The following is a 21,022-nucleotide window of genomic DNA, read 5'->3' as shown; positions in this document are numbered from 1 at the left end:
CGGACATTAAGCGGCCCCGGAACTCCCGCGGGAGTTCCGGGGCCGTTCGTGCCGAACGGGCGTCAGGATTGCACCGCGGCCTGCTCGGACTCGTCGAGGCGGTCGGCCGGGGCCTGCTCGGCCACCACCGGGCGCGCGGCCGGGATGAGGGCCGCGATGACGGCGGCCACCAGGGCGACACCGCCGCCGATGATCAGGGCGGTACGGAAGCCGTCCTCGGAGGTGATGGTGAAGCCGCCCATGTCGACGGTGAGCTGCGAGAGGACCACGCCGACGACGGCGGCGCCCACGGAGGTGCCGAGCGAACGCATCAGGGTGTTGAAGCCGTTCGCGGCGGCGGTCTCGGAGAGCGGGACCGAGCTCATGATCAGGGCGGGCATCGCCCCGTAGGCGAGGCCCACACCACTGCTGGTGATCATGAGGACGAGCATCAGGCCCCAGGCGGAGCCCATCAGCGCGAGGGACGCGCCGTAACCGGCGGCGATGACGAGGATGCCGCTGATCAGCGTGAACTTCGGGCCGCGCGCGTCGGTCAGCTTTCCGCCGAGCGGGGAGACGACCATCATCATGATGCCGCCGGGAGCCATCCACAGGCCCGCCGCGAGCATCGACTGGCCCAGGCCGTAGCCGGTCGCCTCGGGGAACTGCAGCAGCTGGGGAACGATCAGCATGCCGGAGTACATGCCGAAGCCGACGAAGAGCGAGGCGACGTTGGTGAGCAGGACCCGGGGGCGGGCGGTGGTGCGCAGGTCGACCAGGGGGTCCCGGGTGCGGGTCTCCCACACGCCCCAGGCGAGCAGCACCACGACGGCGGCGGTGAAGAGGCCGAGCGTCGTCGCCGAACCCCAGCCCCACTCGGCGCCCTTGGAGACCGCGAGCAGCAGACAGACCAGGCCGACGCCGAGGCCGATCGCGCCGGGTGCGTCGAAGCGCTGCCCCTTGGCCCCGGCGGGGACGTCGGGGATCAGGAACCAGATCAGGGCGGCGATCGCCACGGCCAGGACGGCGGAGCCCCAGAAGAGCACGCGCCAGCTCGCGTACTGGGCGACCGCGGCGGCGATCGGCAGGCCGAGACCGCCGCCGATGCCCATGGACGCGCTGACGAGCGCGATGGAGGAGCTGAGCTTCTCGGCCGGGACCACGTCACGCAGGAGCGCGATGCCGAGCGGCACCATACCCATGCCCATGCCCTGCAGGCCGCGGCCGACGATCATCGGGACGACGGACGAGGAGAGCGCGCACACCACCGAGCCCACGATGAGGGGCACGGAACAGGCGAGGAGCATCCGGCGCTTGCCCAGCAGGTCGCCCAGACGTCCGGTGACGGGCACGCAGACCGCCGCCACCAGCAGGGTGACCGTGATCACCCACGCGGTGTTCGAGGACGAGCTGTGCAGGATCTGCGGCAGGTCCGCGATGAGCGGCGTGACCAGGGTCTGCATGATCGCCGCCGTGGTACCGGCGAAGGCCAGCGTGGCGATCACGCCATTGGTATGGCGGGACGTCGTTGGGGCTCCCATGAAGGGACTCCTTGCATCTCTTTCGGGGCATCTCTTCGGGCTACTGGGAGTGCAGTGTACATATCTTATGCATCATGCATGACATGTGCGCATTGCATAGCCTGTGCAAAGATGGGAGCGGGTCCGGCGCAGGAATTCGCCGCGTCGGCCCTGTTCGGGACAGTGGGAGGCAGTGGCACATGGGCAGGCCGACGTACGAGGTGGAGTACGAGCAGATGCTGCTCGGCAGGCACGCGCTCGCGGCGCACGGCGGACGCAGCAAGGAGAGCGTGCTGGAGCGGAGCTCCTACACGTTGCTCAGCCGTATCCGCGTACAGGGGCCCATGTCGATCGGAGAGCTGAGCGACGCCTTCGGGCTCGACGCCTCCACCCTCAACCGGCAGACCGCCTCGGCCATGCGCGCCGGACTCGCGGAGCGCATCCCCGACCCCGACGGCGGACTGGCCCGCAAGTTCCGCATCACGGACAAGGGGGCCCGGATACTCGACGAGGAGCGCGAGCGGACCGTCGGCTCCCTGGACCGGGTCATGGCCGACTGGTCCGACGAGGACATCGCGGAGTTCGCCGGCTATCTGCGGCGGTTCAACACCGACATCGAGCGGCTCGGCGGACGGCCCTGGCCGCGCCCCTGACGTTCGCGAGCGCCTGCCGGGCGGACGCGCACCGGAACCTCCGGCCGACTCTCCCCCGCTCCGTCCCCAACTCCCGTCACAGGCAAGGCAGTAGGGGCGGTGCCGGATTCGCGGTGCCCGCGGAGGGGTACTCATGAGCCCTATGAGGGAGACCGGAAGATACCAGGCGCGGGGGCCCTGCGACCCAGCAAGCGCCCTGAAGACCGAAAGCCCTTGCCCTTGAGCCGCCGATCGACCCCCGCCGGCCCTCACCTGCCCCTTCACGCACATCCCTCACCGATTGCCGGGCCCGCCGTGCGAGGCCTGCGCCACTGACACGCGCGAACGAGCCAGATCGACCAAAAGGCCTCGCTTGACGGCCTCGCCGAATAGCGTGCGAGAAATCGAACACCTCTCCCCACCTCCCTGCGGTCCGCGCACGTCACGGACCCCTGCCGCGCTAGGAGAACCGGGATGTCCGACGACCCCTCGGATGCGTACGCCCCGCAGCCCCACCGGGCCAGGCACCCCGCAGCCCCGCCCGCCTGGGCCGCCCCCGAAGAGCACTTACCCGAGCGCGTCACGCGCTCCTCCGCCCCCGGGCACCACCGTGACCTGCGCATTCTGCGCCGGGCCTACCGCAGACAGCGCCGGGTCGCCACCTTCGTCGTCCTCGCCTACTTCACCGCCTTCCTGATCCTGTCCGTCCGCGCCCCGGCCTTCATGACGAAGCCCGTCACCGGCGGTCTGTCCACCGGCATGGTGCTGGGCCTGGTCCAACTCCCCGTCACCTGGCTGGCGATCGTGCTCTTCGAGTACACGGCCGGCCGGTACGTCGATCCGCTGGCCCGCCGTATGCGGCAACGCACGGCCCTGCTCGCCGAGCAGGAGCCCGGACGATGACGGAGTTCAGCGGCACCGCGCAGACCTGGTCCCTGGTCGCCTTCTGCACCGTCGTCACCGTGACCCTGCTGCTGTGCGTCATCGCAGGCCCCGACCGGGACGATCTCGACGAGTTCTACACCGGCTACCGCTCGCTCTCCCCGATGCGCAACGGGCTCGCCATCGCGGGCGACTACATCTCCGCGGCCACCGTCCTCACCATCGGCGGAGTCATCGCACTGTGCGGCTACGACGGTGTCGTCCTCGCCCTCAGCACCCTGCTGTCCCTGCTGCTCCTGATGTTCCTGCTGGCCGAACCCCTGCGGAACACCGGCCGTTTCACCACCGGGGACGCCATCGCCCGGCGGATGCCCGGCCGTGCCGTGCGCATCACGACCTGTGCCGTGACCATCGCCTCACTGATGCCGATGATGCTGGTCCAGCTCGCGAGCACCGGCCAACTGCTCGCCTTCATCCTCGGCTTCAGCAGCACCACCATGAAGACCGGGTGCGTCATCGGGGTCGGCGGCCTGATGATCACCTACGCGGCCATCGGCGGGATGAAGGGCACCGCCCTCATCCAGATCCTCAAGATGGTCATGCTCCTCGGCTCGGGATCCGTGGTCGCCTTCCTGATGCTCCGCGCCTTCGCGTGGGACCCGGGAGAGCTGCTGCGCACGGCCGCGGAGCACAGCGGGGCGGACGAGGCGTTCCTGCGCGCCGGCCTGCAGTTCGCCGGGGGTCCGCACGCCGACCTGGACATGATCAGCACGCAGTTCGCCATCGTGCTCGGCGGCGCCTGTCTGCCGCACGTCACCATGCGCATGTTCACGGCGGACAGCGCACGGCAGGTCCGCCGCTCGATGTCCTGGGCGGTGTCGTCGGTGGCCCTGTTCATGCTGATCATCACCATCGTCGCGATCGGGGCGACCGCGCTCCTCGGCCGGGCCGGGATCACCGCGGCCGACCCGCGCGGCAACACGGCCTACCTCGTCGGCTCCCGGGCAGTCTTCGGCACGCATGTCACCCGCGCCGAGACCTTCCTGTTCACCACGGTCACCGCGGCGATCTTCCTCACCCTGCTCGCGTCGGTCGCCAGCATGATCCTGGCCTGCGCCAACTCGCTCGCCCACGACGTCTACGCCAGCCGCTCCACCCCGATTTCGCCGGTACGGGAGATGACGGTGGCCCGGGTCTCCGCGCTCGCCGTAGGCATCCCGACGATCGTGCTGGCCGGCCTCATCCAGCACCGCAGCCTCCAGCCCCTGGCGACGCTCTCCTTCTGCCTGGCCGCCTCGGCCATCGCCCCCGCGCTGGTCTACAGCCTCTTCTGGCGCCGGTACACCCGTGCCGGTCTGCTGAGCACGATGATCGGCGGCTCGCTCGCGGTGCTCGTCCTGATGCCCGGCACCCGGCTGGTGTCCGGGACACCCATGGCGGCCTTCCCCCAGGCCGACTTCAACTGGTTCCCGTTCACCACGACCGGCCTGGTGTCCATCCCTCTGGGCTTCGCGTTCGGCTGGCTCGGCACGATGTTCTCGGGACGGCGTGAGACCCAGCGCCGCAAGAAGGACTACGAGCGGATCGAGGCCCGGATCCTGGCGGGCCCGGACCCCAGGCCGAGATGACCTGGTCCAGGCCGAGATGACCTGGCCCGGGCCGGGGCGACTCCGCCCGGACCGGGTGTGTACAGCATCTTTCTTGATGTTAGGTTTGGCTTACCTTACTGAACGGAACACCCAGTTCCGTAACTCTGCGCTGCCCGCGAGCGGGCGGACAAGGACGACTTCAAGTGCGCTTCGCCCCGTCGCCGTTCACCCACGGCACGCACCCTCGGATACGCGTCGCGTGACCGTCTCCCTCTCCCCGCCCGAACTCGCCGACGCCCCGCGCGTCCGCCGCCGGCACGGCAGACCCGCACTCAGCGCGGGCCTGTTCGCCGCAGCCCTGGCGCTGGCCGCCATGAGCGTCCTCAGCCTCGCCGTGGGCTCGGGCGACGTGGCACTGCACGACGTGGTGGCCGGGGTGTTCAGCCCCGACCGCTCCGTCCACGGCCAGATGATCATCCAGGAGGTCCGCCTCCCCCGTACCGTCGCCGGTCTGCTCGCCGGGTCGGCGCTCGGTGTCGCCGGAGCCCTGATGCAGGGCGTCGCACGCAACCCCCTGGCGGATCCCGGCCTGTTGGGTGTCAACGCGGGCGCCTCCGTCACCGTCGTCTTCGCCATCAGTGTCCTGTCGCTGACCGAGCCCGCGCAGTACATCTGGTTCGGTTTCCTCGGGGCTTGTGTCGCCGCCGTTCTCGTCCAGGGCATCGGCAGCCTGGGCCGCGAGGGCGCGACACCCGTGAAACTGGCCCTCGCGGGAGCGGCCACCACCGCGGTCCTCGGCTCCCTGACGAGCGCCATGCTGCTCAGGGACAGCCGGACGTTCGACCAGTTCCGGTTCTGGCAGGTGGGCGCGCTCAACGGCCGTGACATCGATGTCCTGTGGCAGGCGCTGCCCTTCATCGCCGTCGGCGGAGTGCTGGCCCTGCTGCTGGGCCCCTCCCTCAACGCCCTCGCCCTCGGCGACGACATCGCGCGCGGCCTCGGCCAGCGCATCGTCGCCGTACGGCTGGCGGGCGCCGCGAGTGTCGTACTGCTCTGCGGCGCGGCCACGGCGATCGCCGGGCCGATCGGCTTCCTGGGCCTGGCCGTTCCGCACGCGGCACGCCTGATCACCGGCCCCGACTACAAGTGGATCCTCCCCTACAGCGCGCTGCTCGCACCTGCCCTGCTGCTCTTCGCGGATGTCGTGGGGCGCCTGATCGCGCGCCCCGGAGAGGTGCAGGTCGGTGTGATCACCGCCGCGCTGGGCGCCATCCCCTTCGTCCTGCTCGTCCGCCGCCGGAACGTGGTCGAACTGTGAACCGTAAGTCCGTGTCAGCGGGCGGTACGGCCACCGCGCCGCCGGAGCCGACCGGCGCGGCCGGTACGACCGGTGATCCCTCACCCGACAGCCCGCACGACGCCGTGGCCCGGCTGGTCCGCGTCCGACGCCGTGGGCAGGCGCGCGGCGCTCTCGTGAGCAGCGTCCTGCTGGCCGTCGTACTCGCCGCGTTCGCCCTGTCCCTCACCACCGGCGACTTCGTCATCCCGCTCGCCGACGTCCTCGCCACCCTGGCCGGGGGCGGCGACGCGGGAACCCGGTTCGTCGTCCTCGAACTGCGCCTGCCGCGGGCCCTGCTGGCCCTCCTGGTCGGCGGCTGCTTCGGTCTCTCCGGAGCGGTGTTCCAAGGTCTGCTGCGCAATCCGCTCGCCAGCCCCGATGTCATCGGCGTCAGCGCGGGGGCCAGCGCCGCCGCCGTCCTCGCGAGCATGGTCCTCGGCCTGAGCGGCATCGCCCTGTCGGCCATCGCCCTCACGGGCGCGCTGCTTACCGGCGCCGCCGTGTATCTGCTGGCCTGGCGCAAGGGGATCAGCGGCTACCGGCTGGTCCTCGTGGGCATCGGCATCGGTACGGGCCTGTCGAGCGTCGTCTCGTACGTCATGACGCGGTCGGACGTCACCGAGGCGCAGAACGCCTTCCTCTGGCTGACCGGCAGTCTCAACGGCCGTTCCTGGACGCACTTCTGGCCCCTGTTCGGCGGGGCGGTCGTGCTGCTGCCCCTGGCTCTGGTGGCCGCGCGGGCGCTGCCGGCCCTGCAGTTGGGGGACGAGACCGCCGGCGGTCTGGGAGCACGGGTCGAGCACAGCCGGCTCGCCATGCTGGCCTGCGCGACCGCTCTCGCGGGCCTCGCGACGGCCGCCGCAGGACCCGTCGGCTTCGTCGCCTTCGTGTCCCCGCCCATCGCCCGGCGCCTGCTCCCCGGGCACGGCGCGGCCCTGGTGCCCTCGGCCCTGGTCGGCGCCGCGCTGGTCCTCCTCGCCGACTACGCGGCCCAGCACCTCATCCCCGGGACGCAGTTGCCGGTGGGGATCGTGACCAGCCTCGTCGGTGCGCCGTATCTGCTGTGGCTGCTCGCGCGCGCCAACCGCGTGGGCCGGGGCGGCTGACCGTGACACGACGTCCAGACGAAGGTTCCGGCGAGGCCCGCGAACCGCTCGGCACCCTCAAGGAGACGACGGTGACCTCCCCGCACGACCGGTCCACCCCGCACACCCCGCCCGTCCCGCACACCCTTCAAGCCCGGGACCTCACGCTCGGATACGGAGAGCGCGAGATCATCTCGCAGCTCGACGTCGACCTGCCGCCCGGCCGCATCACCTGCATCGTGGGACCCAACGCCTGCGGCAAGTCCACGCTGTTGCGCTCGATGGCACGGCTGCTCGTGCCGTCGGCGGGAGCCGTCCTCCTCGACGGGCGCAGCATCCAGGAGCTGCCCACCCGTCAGGTGGCCGAGACCCTGGGTGTGCTGCCGCAGTCCCCGGTGGCGCCGGAGGCGATCACCGTCGCCGATCTGGTCGGCCGCGGCCGGTATCCGCACCAGGGCTGGTTCCGGCGCTGGACGGCCTCCGACACCGAGGCCGTCGCCGCGGCCATGCTCGCCACCGACGTCCTCGACCTCGCCGACCGGCCGCTGGACGAACTCTCCGGCGGCCAGCGCCAGCGCGTCTGGATCGCCATGGCCCTGGCCCAGGAGACCGACATCCTGCTGCTGGACGAGCCCACCACCTACCTCGACATCAGCCACCAGCTGGACGTCCTGGACCTGCTGACCGACCTCAACCGGCAGCGCGGAGTCACCCTCGCCGTCGTGCTGCACGATCTCAACCTCGCGTGCCGGTACGCCGACCACCTCATCGCGATGAAGGACGGCCGGGTCGTCGCCGAGGGCGCCCCGACCGCGATCGTCACCGAGGACCTGGTGCACGAGGTGTTCGGGCTGCGCAGCGCGGTGGTCCCGGACCCGGCGTCGGCCACCCCCCTGATCGTGCCGATGGGGCGGCACCACATCACGGTGCCGCAGGCCGGCGACGCCCCTCTCGCCCCGTCCCCGTCGTCCTCCTCTTGAACCCCTGAACCCCTGAGCCCCTGCCCCACTGAACCCTTTCTCCCCTCGCCCCTCCCCTCTCTGTCGAGTCCTTCGACGAACCTCCCGGAAAGAGCACCCACCATGTCCTCTCGCTCCGCCGACTCCGGCTCCCGACGCCGCCCGGGCCGTCTGCGCCTGCTGACCGGCGCCCTTGCGCTCACCCTGATGGGAGCGCTGGCCGCCTGCGGTTCGTCCGACGAGTCCGGCACCCAGGACAGCGCCGCCCAGCCGTCCGACGGCGCGTTCCCGGCGAAGGTCGCCACCAAGTTCGGCACGGTCACCGTGGACGAGGCGCCCAAGCGCGTGGTGGCGCTCGGCTGGGGCGACGCCGAGGCCGCGCTCTCGCTCGGCGTGCAGCCCGTCGGGGCCAGCGACTGGCTCGCCTTCGGCGGCGACGGCCTCGGGCCCTGGGCCAAGGGCCTCTACGACAAGAGCCCGCAGAAGATCGGCACGCTGGAGCCCGAGTACGAGAAGATCGCGGCCCTCAAGCCCGACCTGATCCTGGACACCAAGTCCAGCGGCGACCAGACGCGTTACGACACCCTCAGCAAGATCGCGCCGACCGTCGGTGTGCCCAAGGGCGGCGACCAGTACAAGATCTCCTGGGCGAAGCAGACCACCATGGTCGCCGAGGCCCTCGGTCTCGCCGACGACGGTGAGAAGCTGATCGCCGAGACCGAGAAGAAGTTCGCCGACGCCGCGAAGGCGCACCCGGAGTTCAAGGACAGGACCATCACGCTCGGTTCGCGGACCGCGTCCGCCTGGGGCGCGTACGTCCGCGGCACGGGCCGGGTCGACTTCGTCGAGCGGCTCGGCTTCGAGAACAGCCCCGCCATCGAGGCCAAGGCCGGTTCCGCGTTCTCCGTGCCCGTCTCGGAGGAGAACCTCGACCTCCTCGACGCCGATCTGACCGTGATGGCTCCCATCGGCGTCACCGCGAAGAAGATCAGCTCCGACCCCCTCTTCAAGGCCGTGCCGTCCGTGAAGAAGGGCCACGTCGTCGTCTTCGACGACAAGAACATCAGCTCGGCGTTCGCGATGGACTCCGTCCTGTCGGTCGACTACGCGCTGGAGCACGTGGTGCCGCTGTTCGCGACGGCGCTCAAGTAGTCCGCACAGCCCTGAGGGACCTGAGGGACCTCACGACCCTCAGGGCTCTCACGCGGTGCTCGCCCACACCCGGTCCGCGTAGTCGAGGAAGTTGCGTCCGAGGATCTTCTCGATGCGTTCGGAGCGGTATCCGCGCCGCTCCAGGAGGTGGATCAGTTCCCTGAACTGGTCCACCCCGCGCAGGTCGAGAACGAAGGGAAGCGTGTCCGCGCGCTCGCCGGCAGCGCCGACTCCGGCCGCCGCTCGCAGGGCCACGTGCTCGGCGAGATCGGCGCGGTAGGCGTCGAGGTCGTCGATGGAGGTGACGGGCCCGTCGGTGCCGATGCCGACGTGGTCCTCACCGCACACGTTCACCGCGTGGTCGATGTGCTCGACGACGTCCGCGGCCGTCGCATGCCCGGACAGGCTGAGGAACGGCATGAAGTAGATGCCCACGAAGCCGCCGCGCGAGGCGACCAGCCGCAGTTCCTCGTCGGTCTTGTTGCGGGGCAGATCGGTCAGCGCCCGGCAGCCGGTGTGGTTGATCGACACCGGTGTACGGGAGAGGGCCGCGGCCTCCAGGCAGGTGCGCTCGCCGCTGTGCGAGAGGTCGACCATCAGGTCGTGTGCGTTGAGCGCCTCGACCACGCTGCGGCCGAAGTCGCTCAGACCCCGGTTGGCCGGTGCCATGGAGCCGTCGCCGAGGTGATTGGCCTGGTTGTAGGTGAGTTGGACGACGCGTACGCCCCGCTCGGCGAACGTGGCGACACGACCGATGTCCTCGCCGACGGCCACGGCGTTCTGAAAGCCGTATATGACACCGATCCGCCCCTCCTCCCGCGCCCGGTGGAGGTCGGCGACCGTGCGCACCTTCAGCAGGTCCGCCGCGTGCTCCCGCACGATCCCGTCCCACACGTCGATCTCGTGCAGCGTGTGCTCGTACGGGGGCAGGTCGCCCATGGTGTAGCCGAGGGTGATGTTGACGGCGGTCAGGCCCGAGGCGCGGGCGTCCGCCAAGGTGCGGGCGTCGATGGTGAGTTGCTCGCTGCTCTGGTTGAGCTGTGCGGCGGCCTCGGCCGACCGGGGCGCGTTCGGGTTGTCGAGCTGCCCGAGCGCGTTGATGATCATGGGAGTTGGGTTCATCGATCTTCCTTGTACGCGCCGCGCTCGAAGCGGTGGCCGCGCTTGACGGTGAGAGTGACGCTGCGCAGGTGGTCGATGTCGAGCAGCGGATTCTCGTCCAAGACGACGAAGTTGGCGAGCTTGCCCGCCTCGACACTGCCCATGACGTCCTCGGCTCCGGCGCTCCGCGCGCCGATCAGGGTGGCCGAGCGCAGCACTTCCTCGGGCGGGATGCCGCAGCGACGCACGAGGAACGCCAACTCCTCGAACAGCGCGGGGAAAGGGTCCTCGGGGTCGGTCTCGTAGTCCGTACCGGTCGAGAGGTCCACACCGGCGCGGTACGCCTGCGCCGTGATGTGCGCGGCGAGTCGGGCGTTGGCCTGCGCGCGTGCGGCGTCCTCGGGCCCCTCCCCCGTCAGTTCGTCGCTCTCCCACATGCCGGCGGTCGCGTCGAGCACGGTTCCGCGGCGGCACATCAGCGCGAAGAGCGCGTCGAGCCGGGGATCGTCCTCGGCGGCGAACCGCTGGTGGTCGACCGTCGGTTTGTTCTTGTACGTCGTCAGCGGCCCGTCGGCGCCCTCGAAGGCGAGCAGCGTGACGTGGGAGACGCTGTCGACCCCCGCCTCGACGACCTGCCGGGGCGTGGCGGGGAAGACGGCGGCGTGGGCCCAGACGGGGATGCCCTGGCGGTGTGCCTCGGCGGTGATCGCGGCGACCGTGCCGTGGTCCAGGTCCGCGTAGACCTTGATCGCGGAGGCGTGTGTGCCGCGTGCCAGGGCGACCGCCACGCGCAGGTTGGTGTCCGGGGTGATGGCCTGCATCCACGGCACGGCTCCCGGGGTCTCCCCCTGGGAGACCTGGTGGGTGCGCGGGTCGTCGAAGAAGCCGGGTCCGGCCATCAGTGCGGCGTAGCGGATGTCCGGGCCGGGGATCTCGCCGACGAGGGTGGCCCGCGCGAGGTCGCCGACCTGTCGCAGGTCGTCCGCCATGTCGCGGATCGCCGTGACGCCGCTGTGCACGAGCCGGTCGAGCACCGCCTCGGCGGCGGGCCGGTCGGGCGGTGTCGCGATGTGCTGATGGGAGTCGATCAGGCCCGGCATGACGAAACGTCCGTCGAGGTCGTGGACCTGCACGTCGGCGGGCAGCGAGGCGGTGATCTCCGCGTCGTCACCGACGGCCCGGATCATGGCGCCGTCGACGACGATCGACGTCGAGGGACGGGGCGCCCGCCCGGTGCCGTCGAACAGCGTGGCACCGCGATACACGGCGACCGTCCCGGCCGCCGGCGGAGCGTGCGGGGTCGGCGCTCCCGAGGCCTCGTTCGTCATCTTCGCCTCTCGCTCGTCGTGCTCAGGATGGCTGTGCGGGTTGTTGCACTGTGCGTAACACATGTAACGTCTCCTGCAACACGCATCACCGTACGCCGCCGTGCCCCGACGCCACAAGGAGTGGTCGGACGTGCCCGAAGCACCCCGCAGCGCCGTGGACAAGGCCCTGGACCTGGTCGAGGCCGTCGCGCGGGCGCCGCACCCGCCGCGCCTGACCGACCTGGCCGAGGAGGTAGGGCTGCATCGGGCGACCGCCTACCGCGTCCTCCTCGATCTCGTACGCCGGGGATGGGTACTGCGGACCGGTGACCGCTACCTGCCCGGCACCGCGGTGCTCCAGCTGTCGTCGTCCGCGGCCAGGAACTCACTGACGGCCATCGCCCGCCCGGTGCTCACCGAGCTGTCCGCGCGCACCGGCATGATGGCCAACCTCCAGGTGCTGGAGGACGACCGGTCGCGGGTGATCGACGCCGTACGGCCCGAGCGGCTCGCGATGATCACCGATCTGATCGGCGAGGGGCTGCCCGTCCACCGGTTCGCGGGCCCCCTCGCCCTGGTCGCCGCGCTGGCCCCCGCCGCCCGCGCCCCCTACCTGCGTCCCGCCGAAGCGGCCGGTCACCCGCTGGAGGGTCCCGACGGACTGCTCGCCGACATCGAACGCGCGGAACGCACCGGATTCGCCGTCGAACACGGCCGCAACGAACAGCCCGTCGCCTCCCTCGGCCGCGCCGTCCCACCGATGTCGGGCGCGCCGATGTCAGGCGCGCCGATCTGCGCGCTGACCGTCGTAGGCCTGGACGCCGAGTTCACCCCCTCCCGCCTCCTGGACCTGCGGGAACACCTGCGCGAGGCCACGGACACACTGCAACGGCTCCTGACCGCCCCCGGCGCGTCCGCGGCCTCCTCCGAACCAGCGAACGGACCGGCATGAGTGGTGTCCTCGTCCTCGACCGCGCCCGGACCCGCGCCGCGCTCGACCCGCACCGGGTCATGGGCGCGGTGGCACAGGCGCTGATCGCCGTCAGCCGGGGCGAGGCCTCCGCACCACCGCGCGTCGCCGCCCGCGCCCCCGGCGGCCTCCTGGGTGTCATGCCCGGTTACGTTCCCGGGCTCGGTCTCGCGGCCAAGCTCGTCTCCGTTTTCGCGGACCCGGCGCGGGCCGGGCGGAGCAGCCACCGTGGCATCGTCGCGCTCTTCGACCCCGAGGACGGCCGCCCGCTGGCGCTCCTGGACGCCGAGTCCCTCACCGAGATCCGTACGGCCGCGGCTGCCACCCACAGCGCCCTCGCCCTGGCCGTGCCACGGCCCGGCCGGATCGCCGTCATCGGTACCGGGGCCCAGGCACGGGCCCAACTCGCCCTGCTCGCGCTCCTCGACCCGACGACTCCCGTCGCCGTGGCCGGCCGGGATCCGCGGAGAGTCCGCGACGCCGCCGCTCTGCATCCCGCGGCCGAGCCCGCACCGAGCGCCGAAACGGCCGTGCGCGGTGCCGATGTGGTGTTCTGCTGCACCGGCGCCGTCCGGCCGGTGATCCGCCGGGACTGGCTCGCTCCCGGCGCCCATGTCAGCTCGGTGGGCGGCTCCCACGGCCCCGAGGTGGACGCCGACACCGTCCGGGACGCCCTCCTGTTCGCGGAGTGGCCCGGCGCCCGCGCCGCCGCACCGCCTGCGGGCGCGCACGAACTGCAGGACCTGCCCGAGGAGAAGACCGTCACCCTCCTCGGCTCCGTCCTCTCCGGCACGCACCCCGGCCGCCGTGACGAGACCGGACTGACCCTGTTCAAGTCCACCGGGCACGCCGCCCTGGACGTGGCCGCGGCGCACGTCGCCCACGCTGTCGCCGTGCGCGAGGGGTGGGGCACGACCGTCGACCTGTGAACGTCTGCTGCCGACCCGGTGCCGACGGCGCGTGTCGGTCATCTGTAGCCGGTCTTCGGGAGCTGTCGGTCCGGTGTCAGCGGCTTGTCGGCGCGGACTGACACCTTGCTGGAGATCCGCCGGGCGCACTTCCGGCAGGCGTACAACAGGCAAGGAATCCCCACCATGACGACTCAGGCCGTTCCAGGCACGCAGAACGCCGCCAGCGCGGAGAACGCTGGGGGCACTTACGTCACGATCATCGGCGCCGGGCTCGGCGGACTCACCCTGGCCCGCGTACTGCACGTCCACGGCATCCCGGCCACGGTTTACGAGGCCGAGGCCTCACCGACGGCGCGCGCCCAGGGCGGAATGCTCGACATCCACGACTACAACGGCCAACTGGCCCTGGAGACGGCAGGCCTCCTCGCCGAGTTCCGCGAGCTCATCCTGGAGGGCCGCGAAGCGATACGTGTCCTCGACGTGGACGGGTCCGTCCTGTTCGACAAGGCCGACGACGGTACGGGCGTCCGCCCCGAGGTGCTGCGCGGCGAGCTGCGGCGGATCCTGCTCGACTCGCTCCCGGACGGCACCGTCCGGTGGGGGCACAAGGTCAGCGGTACCCGTGCGCTCGGCGACGGACGGCACGAGGTGACCTTCGCCGACGGCACCACCGTCGTCACGAGCCTGCTGGTCGGCGCGGACGGCGCGTGGTCCCGGGTCAGGCCGCTGCTCACCGCCGTCACCCCGGAGTACGCCGGCATGTCGTTCGTCGAGACCTACCTGTTCGACAGCGACGCCCGGCACCCGGCCAGCGCGAAAGCGGTCGGCGGCGGCTCGATGTTCGCGCTCACGCCGGGCAGGGCGATCCTGGCCCACCGGGAGAACGGCGGCACCCTCCACACCTACGTGATGCTCAGCGAGTCACGGGAGTGGTTCGCGGGCATCGACTTCGGCGACTCCGCCGCGGCCACCGCGCGGATCGCGGAGGAGTTCGAGGGCTGGGCACCGGAACTCACCGCGCTCATCACCGACGGCGAGACCGCGCCGGTCCTGCGTCCCCTCAACGCCCTGCCCGTCGGACACCGGTGGGACAGGGTGCCGGGCGTGACCCTGCTCGGCGACGCCGCCCACCTCTCGGTCCCGAACGGCGAAGGCGCCAACCTCGCCATGTACGACGGCGCCGAACTCGGCAAGGCCCTCGCCGCCCGCCCCGACGACGTCGAAGGCGCCCTCGCCGAGTACGAGCAGGCCATGTTCACCCGTGGCGCCGAGGCCGCCGCCGAGGGCACCGAACTCCATGACCTCCTCTACGGCGACAGGACACCGCACAGCCTGATCGCCATGTTCACCGGGGACACCGACCACGGCGGCGACCAGGCGCCGTGATCCGCGGACGGTCACCGCGCTGAGGGGCGGCGCCCGCAGGCACGGCGGAGTGGGGAACCGCCGCATCGCTGCGGGCGCTGACCTCGCCGCCGGGGCTCGTGAGCCATCCGGGCACTCGTACCGCCGAAACCGCATATGTGTCCGCGTTCCGCGGGCATGCGGCAGGGCATGAACCAACCGAACGACGGCCCCGACCGCGCCCACCGGCGTCCCGAGGGAGTCAGCGACAAGACCGTGGAAGCGCTCGGCGCGCTGTCCAAGGCACTGGAGACCACCGAGCGGGCCCGGGGACACCTGTATTCCTTCCACCAGCTGACCGGAGGGGCAGACCTGGAGCTGGACCGCGCGGTCGCGCTCCTCCGCGAGGCGGGCCACACCGAGTACGCCGACCGTGTGGAGCACGAGGTCCTGGGCCGCAATGTGATCCCCGGCCACTGGACGTTCCAGATCGTCGAGGCCTACAACGGGACCTACTACCAGCCGTTCAAAGACCTTGAACGAAGTGCCCTGCGCGACCTCGCGGACGGACGCGACCACCTCTACGAGGCCGAGATGAAGGAGGACCGCCGCACGACGGGCCACCGCGACCACACCGCCCGCCCCGACAGCCCGGACACCCCGACCTGATGGGCATCCCGTCGTGATGGGGTTCCGCGGCCCGTCCCGCGGGTCGGGGGTCGCGGGTCGGCCCTGGTGCTCCGGACTGTCGCGCCGGGATCACATCGCTGGGTTCAGGCCGCTTCGGGCGCGCCTTCCGCCGGGGGCGGGGCCGGTCGCTCTCCTCTGCTCAGCCCGTTCAGTTCGGCCGTGAACTGCGCCCCGGCGAGAAGGGCGAGGTTGGACAGCCACAGCCAGATGAGGAAGACCACCGCGCCCGCGAGGGAGCCGTAGAGCTTGCTGTAGGTGCCGAGCGCGGAGGTGTACAGGGCGAAGCCTCCGGAGACGACGAGCCACAGGCCCGCCGCCAATATCCCGCCGGGGACGCTGTGTTTGCGGCGGCGGGCCGGCAGGGGCCCGGTGTGGAAGACGATGACGACCAGCAGCGCCACCAGGCACAGCAGGAGTGGCCAGCGCAGCAGGTTCCAGGCCCACGCGGCCACCGCGTCGAAGCCGAGAAGGCGGCCGGCGGTCTCGGCGATCGGGCCGGTCAGCAGCAGGAGGAGCGCGCTGACGAGCAGCAGGCCCAGCAGGGCGAAGGCGGTGAGCAGGATGCGCGGTGCCGTGTGCCAGGGCGACCGGTGGTCGGCCTCGTGGTGCATCCGGTGCAGGGCGCGGCGGAAGACGGCCAGGTAGCTGGAGGCCGACCACAGTGCGCTCACGATGCCCCCGCCCAGCAGTGTCCAGGCGGCCGAGCCGTCCTTCAGCGTATGGGTCAGCACGTCGTGGAGCTGCGTGCCGGACTGGTCCGGGGCGTAGGCGGTGACATGGGCGATGAAGTCCTCGGCGGTGCCCGGGCTGATCATGCTGAAGGCGATGACGGTCACCAGCAGGGAGGGCAGGACCGCCAGGATCGCGTAGTAGGTGAGGGCGGCTGCGTAGTCCGACACGTCGTCCCGCCACATCGACAGCGGCGTACGGCGCAGCGCGACGCCCCAGGCAGCCGGGGTCCGGGTGCGGCGCCATACCGGCTCCAGTGCGCGCGGGCCGCCGCCGGTGACGACGGGCCGGGGTTCAGCGGACATGAGGCCTACGGTGCGGTCGGGTGGAGAAACGGACGCGCGTACGCACGCTGTACGGGGTGAGGGAACTCTCCGTCCGGGCGGCGAGCTCCGCGAGGGCGGGCAGGACGGCGGCCGGAGCCACATCGGGCTGGAGCCGGACATGCAGGCGCACCCGCACCTGCTTGTGTCGCGCGAGCACCTGGGTGCGGCAGCGGCTGACACCGCCGATCCCGGCCGCGTGCCGGGTCACGACGTCCTCCAGCGCCCGGGTGCGCAGCGTGCCGCCGGGCGCGGGCAGCGGCAGCGACGGGCGGGCCCCGCCGCGCAGCAGACGCACGCACCACAGTGTGAGAAGCACGGTCGCGGCGATCGACGCGGCCATGACCGAGGGCGTCCACCAGCCCGTGGAGCGCAGGTCGGCGAGTCCGGCCGGATCCGCCAGCACCGCACGGGCGCCGGGCTCGGGCCACCAGGCCGGAAGACGCGTGGCCCAGGGCGCTCGGGCGAGTGCGAGCCAGGTACCGCCGAGAAGAAACACCAGGCCGGTCACGGCGAGGGCGGTCCGGTCGAGGACCGTACGGGAACGTCGCATCAGCGGGTGACTCCTTCGAGGGCCGTGTCGTCGGCACCGGCCGTGAGCGTACGCTGCGCTCCCCCGCCGTCCCCAACCGTCGTCGCACCGGGATCCCAGGCGGCCCCGGGCCGGACCCTTATGCGCAGTCGCGGTGGGCGACGCAGATGGCAGCTCTCCAGTGCCCGGCGGGCCGTGTGCCGTGCCTCGTCGAGCGCGCGCGCACGGTCGCCGAAGGCGAGAGCGGCCCGGACGCTGACAGTGCGGCGGCGCACCCGCACTTTCACGGCCCCTATCCCCTGCGTCTGGCCCACCGCGTCCCTGACGAGCGCGGCAACTGCCGTACGGTCCATGGCCGCCCACAGGTTCGGAGCGGGCGTGGTGACCGTGAGCAGGCCGCGATGTCCTGGGGTGAGGGCCAGGACGACCATGATCAGACCGAGGAGCGCGACGGCGACGGCGCAGGCCGTGACGGTCGCCTCACCGGGGCCGTGCCGCGCGAGCCAGTGCAGTGCGTCGGCGCGCCAGGCCGCCGCCGGGCGGCCGGCGGCGTGCACCAGGATCAGGTCGACCGCGAGTGCGCCGCAGGCCGCCAAGGCCGACAGGGCGAGCAGCAGGGTCGGCAGCCGCCGCGCGGACCACCACCTCAGTGGCGTCCGCGAGTGCGGCAGCGGCTGGGAGGGCTCGCCCACGGGAGGCTCGTCCGTGTCGGCCCTGTCCGTGACAGGGCCGTCCGTGGCGGCCCCCGCCGACGGCGCGCTCTTCGCCACGTCCGGCCCCGGGACCGGCGTCGATGCCGGTGCCGGTCCCGGGACCAGAGCGGTGACGCCGACGCGTGCCCTGGTGACGTCCAGGCCGGTCAACTGATGGGTACGGGCGGTGACATGGTCCTGGAGCCGGCGGACCGCCTCCGGCAGTGGGGCAGGGTAGGGCAGGGTGACGTCGACGCTCACGTCCGCCCGTCGACCGTGCACGGCGGCCGAGCCCTTCGAGGCGCGGGCTCTGGTTCCGGCTCCGGCCCCGGCGGCGGGTCCGGCAGCGGGTCCTGTGCCGGACTCGGTCCCTGTCCCGGCAGCCGGGCCTGGCACGGCCTCGGTGGCCGCCCGTTCGGCGATCCTTCGGACCGCCTTCTCCGAGACGGTCGTGGTGCCGCGCCGGTCCGCGGTGGTCATCGACGGCTCCGCTCATAGCCGTCGCGCAGATCCTGCAGACGGCCCCCGCCGTCGAACCAGTGGCCGACGGCCCACCCCAGGCCGCCGAGCGCGGCCACGAGCAGGAACGCCCCGAAGCCTCCGAAGAAACCGGCGAAGGCCAGCGCCATCCCTGCGATCATCCCGACGAATGCTGCGGTCACGTGGTCACGTCCATGTCCTGGCCTCTTTCACCATTCCTCTTTCACCGGTCCTCGTGCACGGGCCGCCATGTACCAGTCGTCCTGCACCAGTCGTCATGCACCGGCTGGGCGCCCTGCTGTGTGCGACGGCCCGCTCACTCCACGCGGGAGTCCGTCGTCGGCGTCTCACCGTCCTCCTCGGGCAGATGCACGTCGTTGACCGTGACGTTCACCTCCACCACATCGAGGCCGGTGACGCGCTCCACCGCCGAGATCACGTTCTCCCGGACATCGCGGGCCACGTCCGTGATGGGAACCCCGTACTCCACGACCAGGTCGAGGTCGATGGCCGTCTGCCGCTCGCCGACCTCCACCTTCACTCCGCGTCCCACGTTCGGACGGCCGCCCGGCACCCGGTCGCGCACCGCGCCGATCGTGCGGGAGAGGCCGCCGCCCATGTCGTACACACCCGGGATCTCCCGGGCCGCGATCCCCGCGACCTTCACCACGACGACATCGGCGATCGATGTCCGTCCGCGGTCCGCCGCCGGCTGGTCGACGCCGGTGACACCGCCGGACAACGCAGTCGTCGTCGGCGCCGCCTTGCTGCCCTGCGGTGCCGATACGTCCTTGCGGGTCGACGCGGTCGGTACGGTCTGCGTGGTCATGGCACGTCCTTCTTCCTGTAGCCGGTCGGCTGCTCTCACTGGGATGGACCCGCCGCGGCCGCGCCTGTGACGCGGATACCCGGAAAATCTCCGCTCAGCTCCGGACAGGGTGTCCGTCTCATCGATATGTCCCGCATGAATGTCCGACGGGTGTCCGGCCGTTCGCGGGCCATCCGCGGAGGTGCCGGCAACGGATCATGCATAGGGACACACCGGCCCCCGGCCGTTTCACGGGTCACGCGAAACAAGAGGCGGAAGCCGCGTAACAGCGGGCGGCACGGAGGTGTCGAACCTGCGGAACCGGATGAGAGGAGCCGCTCAGTGGCGGGGGCCCGCAGAGAGAACGCGCCACCGGAGGCCCGGGGCGAGACCGAGGACGCCCTGCTGACGGTACGGGCCGCGGAGGGGGAAGAGGACGCTTTCGCCGTGCTCGTACAGACCCATGCCCCGGCCCTGATCCGGCTGGCCACCCGCCTGCTGGGCGGGCGCGCGGAGGCGGAGGACGCCGTGCAGGACGCGTTCATCAGCGCCTGGCGACGGCTGCCGGAGTTCCACCACCGGTCGTCGTTCGGCACATGGATGTACCGGATCGTCACCAACCGCTGTCTGAACGTGCTGCGCGCCCGCAAGCCGGTGGCGCCTCTGGAGGCCGCGGGAGAGATCGCGGCGCCCGAGCACTCGGCCTCCCCGGCCCGGATCGCCGAGGCGCGCGACGCGGTCCGAGAGCTGGGCGAGGCTCTCGATCAGCTGTCGGTCGAGCAGCGCGCCTGCTGGGTGCTGCGAGAATTGGACGGTCAGTCCTACGAATTCATCGCGGACGCGGTCGGCATCAGCCAGGAGGCTGTGCGTGCCCGTGTCTTCCGCGCACGACGCTGCCTGACACAAGCAATGGGGGCCTGGCGATGACCTCTCACACCGACCCGCCCACCGCGGAGACCGGCGGCGTCGACGACGAGCAACTGCCGTGCGGCAGGCTGCTGTCCCGGGTCTGGGACGACTGGGAGCAGCAGACCGACGACCCGCACCGGCAGACCTGCCCGCATTGCCGGCGGGCCGTCCTCGACCTCGACGACCTGGAGATCGCGGTACGCGGCCTGCGCGAGGAGACGGCGGACGGCTACGCGTCCGAGGCCACGTCGCTGACCCGCCGCGTCATGGAGGTCGTGCGTCTCGAACTGCGTCCCGGCCGCCCCGTGCCTCTCGGCGAGCCCGACGAGGATCTGTGGATCATGGAGGCGGTCGCCGCCCGCGCCCTGCGTGCGGCGGCCGAGACCGTGCACGGCGTCCGGGCGGGTTCCTGCCGACTCCTCTCCCACTCCACCTCCGGCACCGCCGACGGGCCGGTGGAGGTCCGTCTCGGCATCCACGCCCCGGCCGGCGTCTCGCTGCCGGAGCTGGCCGAGGAGGTGCGCAGACGGGTCCGGGAGGCGGCGGACCGTGAGTTGGGCGTGGCGGTGGCGACGATAGACGTCCATGTCACCGACCTGATCGACACCGCGGACGACAGCCAGGAAGGTCGTACGTCATGACCCGCGACAGCGCACACACCTCGTTGGCCGAGGAGATCGCCCGGGCGGTGGAGAGCGTGCCGGGGGTGGCCTTCCTCAGGCCGGGGCTCGCCGGCCGACTGCGCCCGACGCGGGTACGGCCGCAGCGCGGCAAGGACGGGGCTCCGGGAGCGGGCGTACTGACCGCGGGCGTGCCGATGACGGGAGTGCCGACGGCAGGAGGGTCGGCCGCGGGAGGGTCGGCGGCGGGCGTGCGGCTGAGTCGGCCGGACGGCACCGGGCGCCGCCATGTCGAGATCCACCTCGTCGCGCTCAGACAGGCGCGAGCCCTGGACGTGGCCCGTGCCGCACGCCGTCGCGTCGAGGCCCATCTGGTCGAGACGTTCCCGGCCGAGCCCGCACCGGCACGGGTCACCGTGACCGTCACCGGCCAGGTGTGACGCCTGACCGGTGACGGTGAAATCCGGCG

General features: G+C 71.8%; 22 protein-coding genes. 14 read left to right on the top strand and 8 right to left on the bottom strand.

Annotation, left to right across the window (positions count from 1 at the left end; genetic code table 11):
- Window positions 1-62 precede the first annotated feature (62 nt).
- Window positions 63-1,520, bottom strand: coding sequence for an MFS transporter (locus tag ACFWGJ_RS04240; protein WP_387320867.1), 1,458 nt, complete (start codon window positions 1,518-1,520; stop codon window positions 63-65).
- Between the two features lie 179 nt (window positions 1,521-1,699).
- On the opposite strand from ACFWGJ_RS04240, the gene ACFWGJ_RS04235 reads away from it, so the two are divergent.
- The 7 genes from ACFWGJ_RS04235 to ACFWGJ_RS04205 all read left to right on the top strand — a co-directional run bounded on the left by ACFWGJ_RS04235 (window position 1,700) and on the right by ACFWGJ_RS04205 (window position 9,137).
- The gene (locus tag ACFWGJ_RS04235) at window positions 1,700-2,152 is read left to right on the top strand and encodes a MarR family winged helix-turn-helix transcriptional regulator (RefSeq protein ID WP_387320865.1); all 453 of its coding nucleotides are present in this window, start codon (window positions 1,700-1,702) and stop codon (window positions 2,150-2,152) included.
- 453 nt (window positions 2,153-2,605) lie between these two features.
- Window positions 2,606-3,034, top strand: coding sequence for a DUF485 domain-containing protein (locus ACFWGJ_RS04230; RefSeq protein WP_387320863.1), 429 nt, complete (start codon window positions 2,606-2,608; stop codon window positions 3,032-3,034).
- Window positions 3,031-4,641 (top strand): cation acetate symporter, encoded by a 1,611-nt coding sequence (locus ACFWGJ_RS04225; protein ID WP_387320861.1) that lies wholly within the window; start codon window positions 3,031-3,033, stop codon window positions 4,639-4,641. Before ACFWGJ_RS04230 ends, ACFWGJ_RS04225 begins: the two co-directional genes overlap by 4 nt.
- Before the next feature lie 220 nt (window positions 4,642-4,861).
- Window positions 4,862-5,920, top strand: coding sequence for a FecCD family ABC transporter permease (locus tag ACFWGJ_RS04220; protein ID WP_387320859.1), 1,059 nt, complete (start codon window positions 4,862-4,864; stop codon window positions 5,918-5,920).
- 104 nt (window positions 5,921-6,024) lie between these two features.
- Window positions 6,025-7,047: a FecCD family ABC transporter permease gene (locus ACFWGJ_RS04215; RefSeq protein WP_387320875.1), complete on the top strand. Its 1,023-nt coding sequence runs from the start codon at window positions 6,025-6,027 to the stop codon at window positions 7,045-7,047.
- A gap of 71 nt (window positions 7,048-7,118) precedes the next feature.
- Window positions 7,119-8,006, top strand: coding sequence for an ABC transporter ATP-binding protein (locus tag ACFWGJ_RS04210; protein WP_387320873.1), 888 nt, complete (start codon window positions 7,119-7,121; stop codon window positions 8,004-8,006).
- 102 nt (window positions 8,007-8,108) lie between these two features.
- The gene (locus tag ACFWGJ_RS04205; RefSeq protein WP_387320857.1) at window positions 8,109-9,137 is read left to right on the top strand and encodes an iron-siderophore ABC transporter substrate-binding protein; all 1,029 of its coding nucleotides are present in this window, start codon (window positions 8,109-8,111) and stop codon (window positions 9,135-9,137) included.
- A gap of 48 nt (window positions 9,138-9,185) precedes the next feature.
- Here the strand turns inward: ACFWGJ_RS04205 and ACFWGJ_RS04200 are convergent, their stop codons facing one another.
- Together ACFWGJ_RS04200 and ACFWGJ_RS04195 are read right to left on the bottom strand one after the other, a co-directional pair.
- Window positions 9,186-10,259: a dipeptidase gene (locus tag ACFWGJ_RS04200; RefSeq protein ID WP_387320855.1), complete on the bottom strand. Its 1,074-nt coding sequence runs from the start codon at window positions 10,257-10,259 to the stop codon at window positions 9,186-9,188.
- Window positions 10,256-11,629, bottom strand: coding sequence for an amidohydrolase family protein (locus tag ACFWGJ_RS04195; RefSeq protein ID WP_387320854.1), 1,374 nt, complete (start codon window positions 11,627-11,629; stop codon window positions 10,256-10,258). The genes ACFWGJ_RS04200 and ACFWGJ_RS04195 overlap by 4 nt, the downstream gene beginning before the upstream one ends.
- A 67-nt stretch (window positions 11,630-11,696) precedes the next feature.
- Here ACFWGJ_RS04195 and ACFWGJ_RS04190 point away from each other — a divergent pair, with 67 nt between their 5' ends.
- The 4 genes from ACFWGJ_RS04190 to ACFWGJ_RS04175 all read left to right on the top strand — a co-directional run bounded on the left by ACFWGJ_RS04190 (window position 11,697) and on the right by ACFWGJ_RS04175 (window position 15,439).
- Entirely contained in the window at window positions 11,697-12,497 is an 801-nt protein-coding gene (locus ACFWGJ_RS04190) for an IclR family transcriptional regulator (protein ID WP_387320853.1), read from the top strand.
- Window positions 12,494-13,444 carry an ornithine cyclodeaminase family protein gene (locus tag ACFWGJ_RS04185; protein ID WP_387320852.1) on the top strand — a complete coding sequence of 317 codons (951 nt, stop codon included), beginning with the start codon at window positions 12,494-12,496 and terminating at the stop codon, window positions 13,442-13,444. Before ACFWGJ_RS04190 ends, ACFWGJ_RS04185 begins: the two co-directional genes overlap by 4 nt.
- Window positions 13,445-13,609: 165 nt before the next feature.
- Complete coding sequence (locus ACFWGJ_RS04180; protein WP_387320851.1) at window positions 13,610-14,812, top strand: FAD-dependent oxidoreductase; 1,203 nt, start codon at window positions 13,610-13,612, stop codon at window positions 14,810-14,812.
- A 168-nt stretch (window positions 14,813-14,980) separates the two neighbouring features.
- Window positions 14,981-15,439, top strand: coding sequence for a hypothetical protein (locus ACFWGJ_RS04175; RefSeq protein ID WP_387320849.1), 459 nt, complete (start codon window positions 14,981-14,983; stop codon window positions 15,437-15,439).
- 104 nt (window positions 15,440-15,543) lie between these two features.
- On the opposite strand, the gene ACFWGJ_RS04170 is transcribed toward ACFWGJ_RS04175, so the two are convergent.
- From ACFWGJ_RS04170 to ACFWGJ_RS04150, 5 genes are all read right to left on the bottom strand, one after another.
- On the bottom strand, window positions 15,544-16,494 hold the full coding sequence (locus ACFWGJ_RS04170; RefSeq protein ID WP_387320848.1) for a YihY/virulence factor BrkB family protein: 951 nt from the start codon (window positions 16,492-16,494) through the stop codon (window positions 15,544-15,546).
- A complete protein-coding gene (locus tag ACFWGJ_RS04165; protein ID WP_387320846.1) occupies window positions 16,484-17,065 on the bottom strand; it encodes a hypothetical protein in 582 nt (193 codons plus the stop codon). The genes ACFWGJ_RS04170 and ACFWGJ_RS04165 overlap by 11 nt, the downstream gene beginning before the upstream one ends.
- A complete protein-coding gene (locus ACFWGJ_RS04160; protein ID WP_387320844.1) occupies window positions 17,065-18,216 on the bottom strand; it encodes a DUF6286 domain-containing Asp23/Gls24 family envelope stress response protein in 1,152 nt (383 codons plus the stop codon). Before ACFWGJ_RS04160 ends, ACFWGJ_RS04165 begins: the two co-directional genes overlap by 1 nt.
- Complete coding sequence (locus ACFWGJ_RS04155) at window positions 18,213-18,398, bottom strand: hypothetical protein (protein ID WP_387320877.1); 186 nt, start codon at window positions 18,396-18,398, stop codon at window positions 18,213-18,215. The genes ACFWGJ_RS04160 and ACFWGJ_RS04155 overlap by 4 nt, the downstream gene beginning before the upstream one ends.
- 134 nt (window positions 18,399-18,532) lie before the next feature.
- Window positions 18,533-19,045, bottom strand: coding sequence for an Asp23/Gls24 family envelope stress response protein (locus tag ACFWGJ_RS04150; protein WP_387320842.1), 513 nt, complete (start codon window positions 19,043-19,045; stop codon window positions 18,533-18,535).
- 321 nt (window positions 19,046-19,366) lie between these two features.
- Here ACFWGJ_RS04150 and ACFWGJ_RS04145 point away from each other — a divergent pair, with 321 nt between their 5' ends.
- From ACFWGJ_RS04145 to ACFWGJ_RS04135, 3 genes are read left to right on the top strand one after another with little or no spacing between them, the layout of a single operon-like run.
- On the top strand, window positions 19,367-19,951 hold the full coding sequence (locus ACFWGJ_RS04145; RefSeq protein ID WP_387320840.1) for an RNA polymerase sigma factor: 585 nt from the start codon (window positions 19,367-19,369) through the stop codon (window positions 19,949-19,951).
- On the top strand, window positions 19,948-20,574 hold the full coding sequence (locus ACFWGJ_RS04140; protein WP_387320838.1) for an Asp23/Gls24 family envelope stress response protein: 627 nt from the start codon (window positions 19,948-19,950) through the stop codon (window positions 20,572-20,574). Before ACFWGJ_RS04145 ends, ACFWGJ_RS04140 begins: the two co-directional genes overlap by 4 nt.
- Complete coding sequence (locus ACFWGJ_RS04135; protein ID WP_387320836.1) at window positions 20,571-20,993, top strand: hypothetical protein; 423 nt, start codon at window positions 20,571-20,573, stop codon at window positions 20,991-20,993. Before ACFWGJ_RS04140 ends, ACFWGJ_RS04135 begins: the two co-directional genes overlap by 4 nt.
- Window positions 20,994-21,022 lie beyond the last annotated feature (29 nt).

It is taken from the genome of Streptomyces sp. NPDC060205 (assembly GCF_042728395.1).
Classification (GTDB): Bacteria; Actinomycetota; Actinomycetes; order Streptomycetales; family Streptomycetaceae; genus Streptomyces.
Note: the sequence above shows the minus strand (reverse complement) of the source record. Positions and strands in the feature narration are given on the sequence as shown.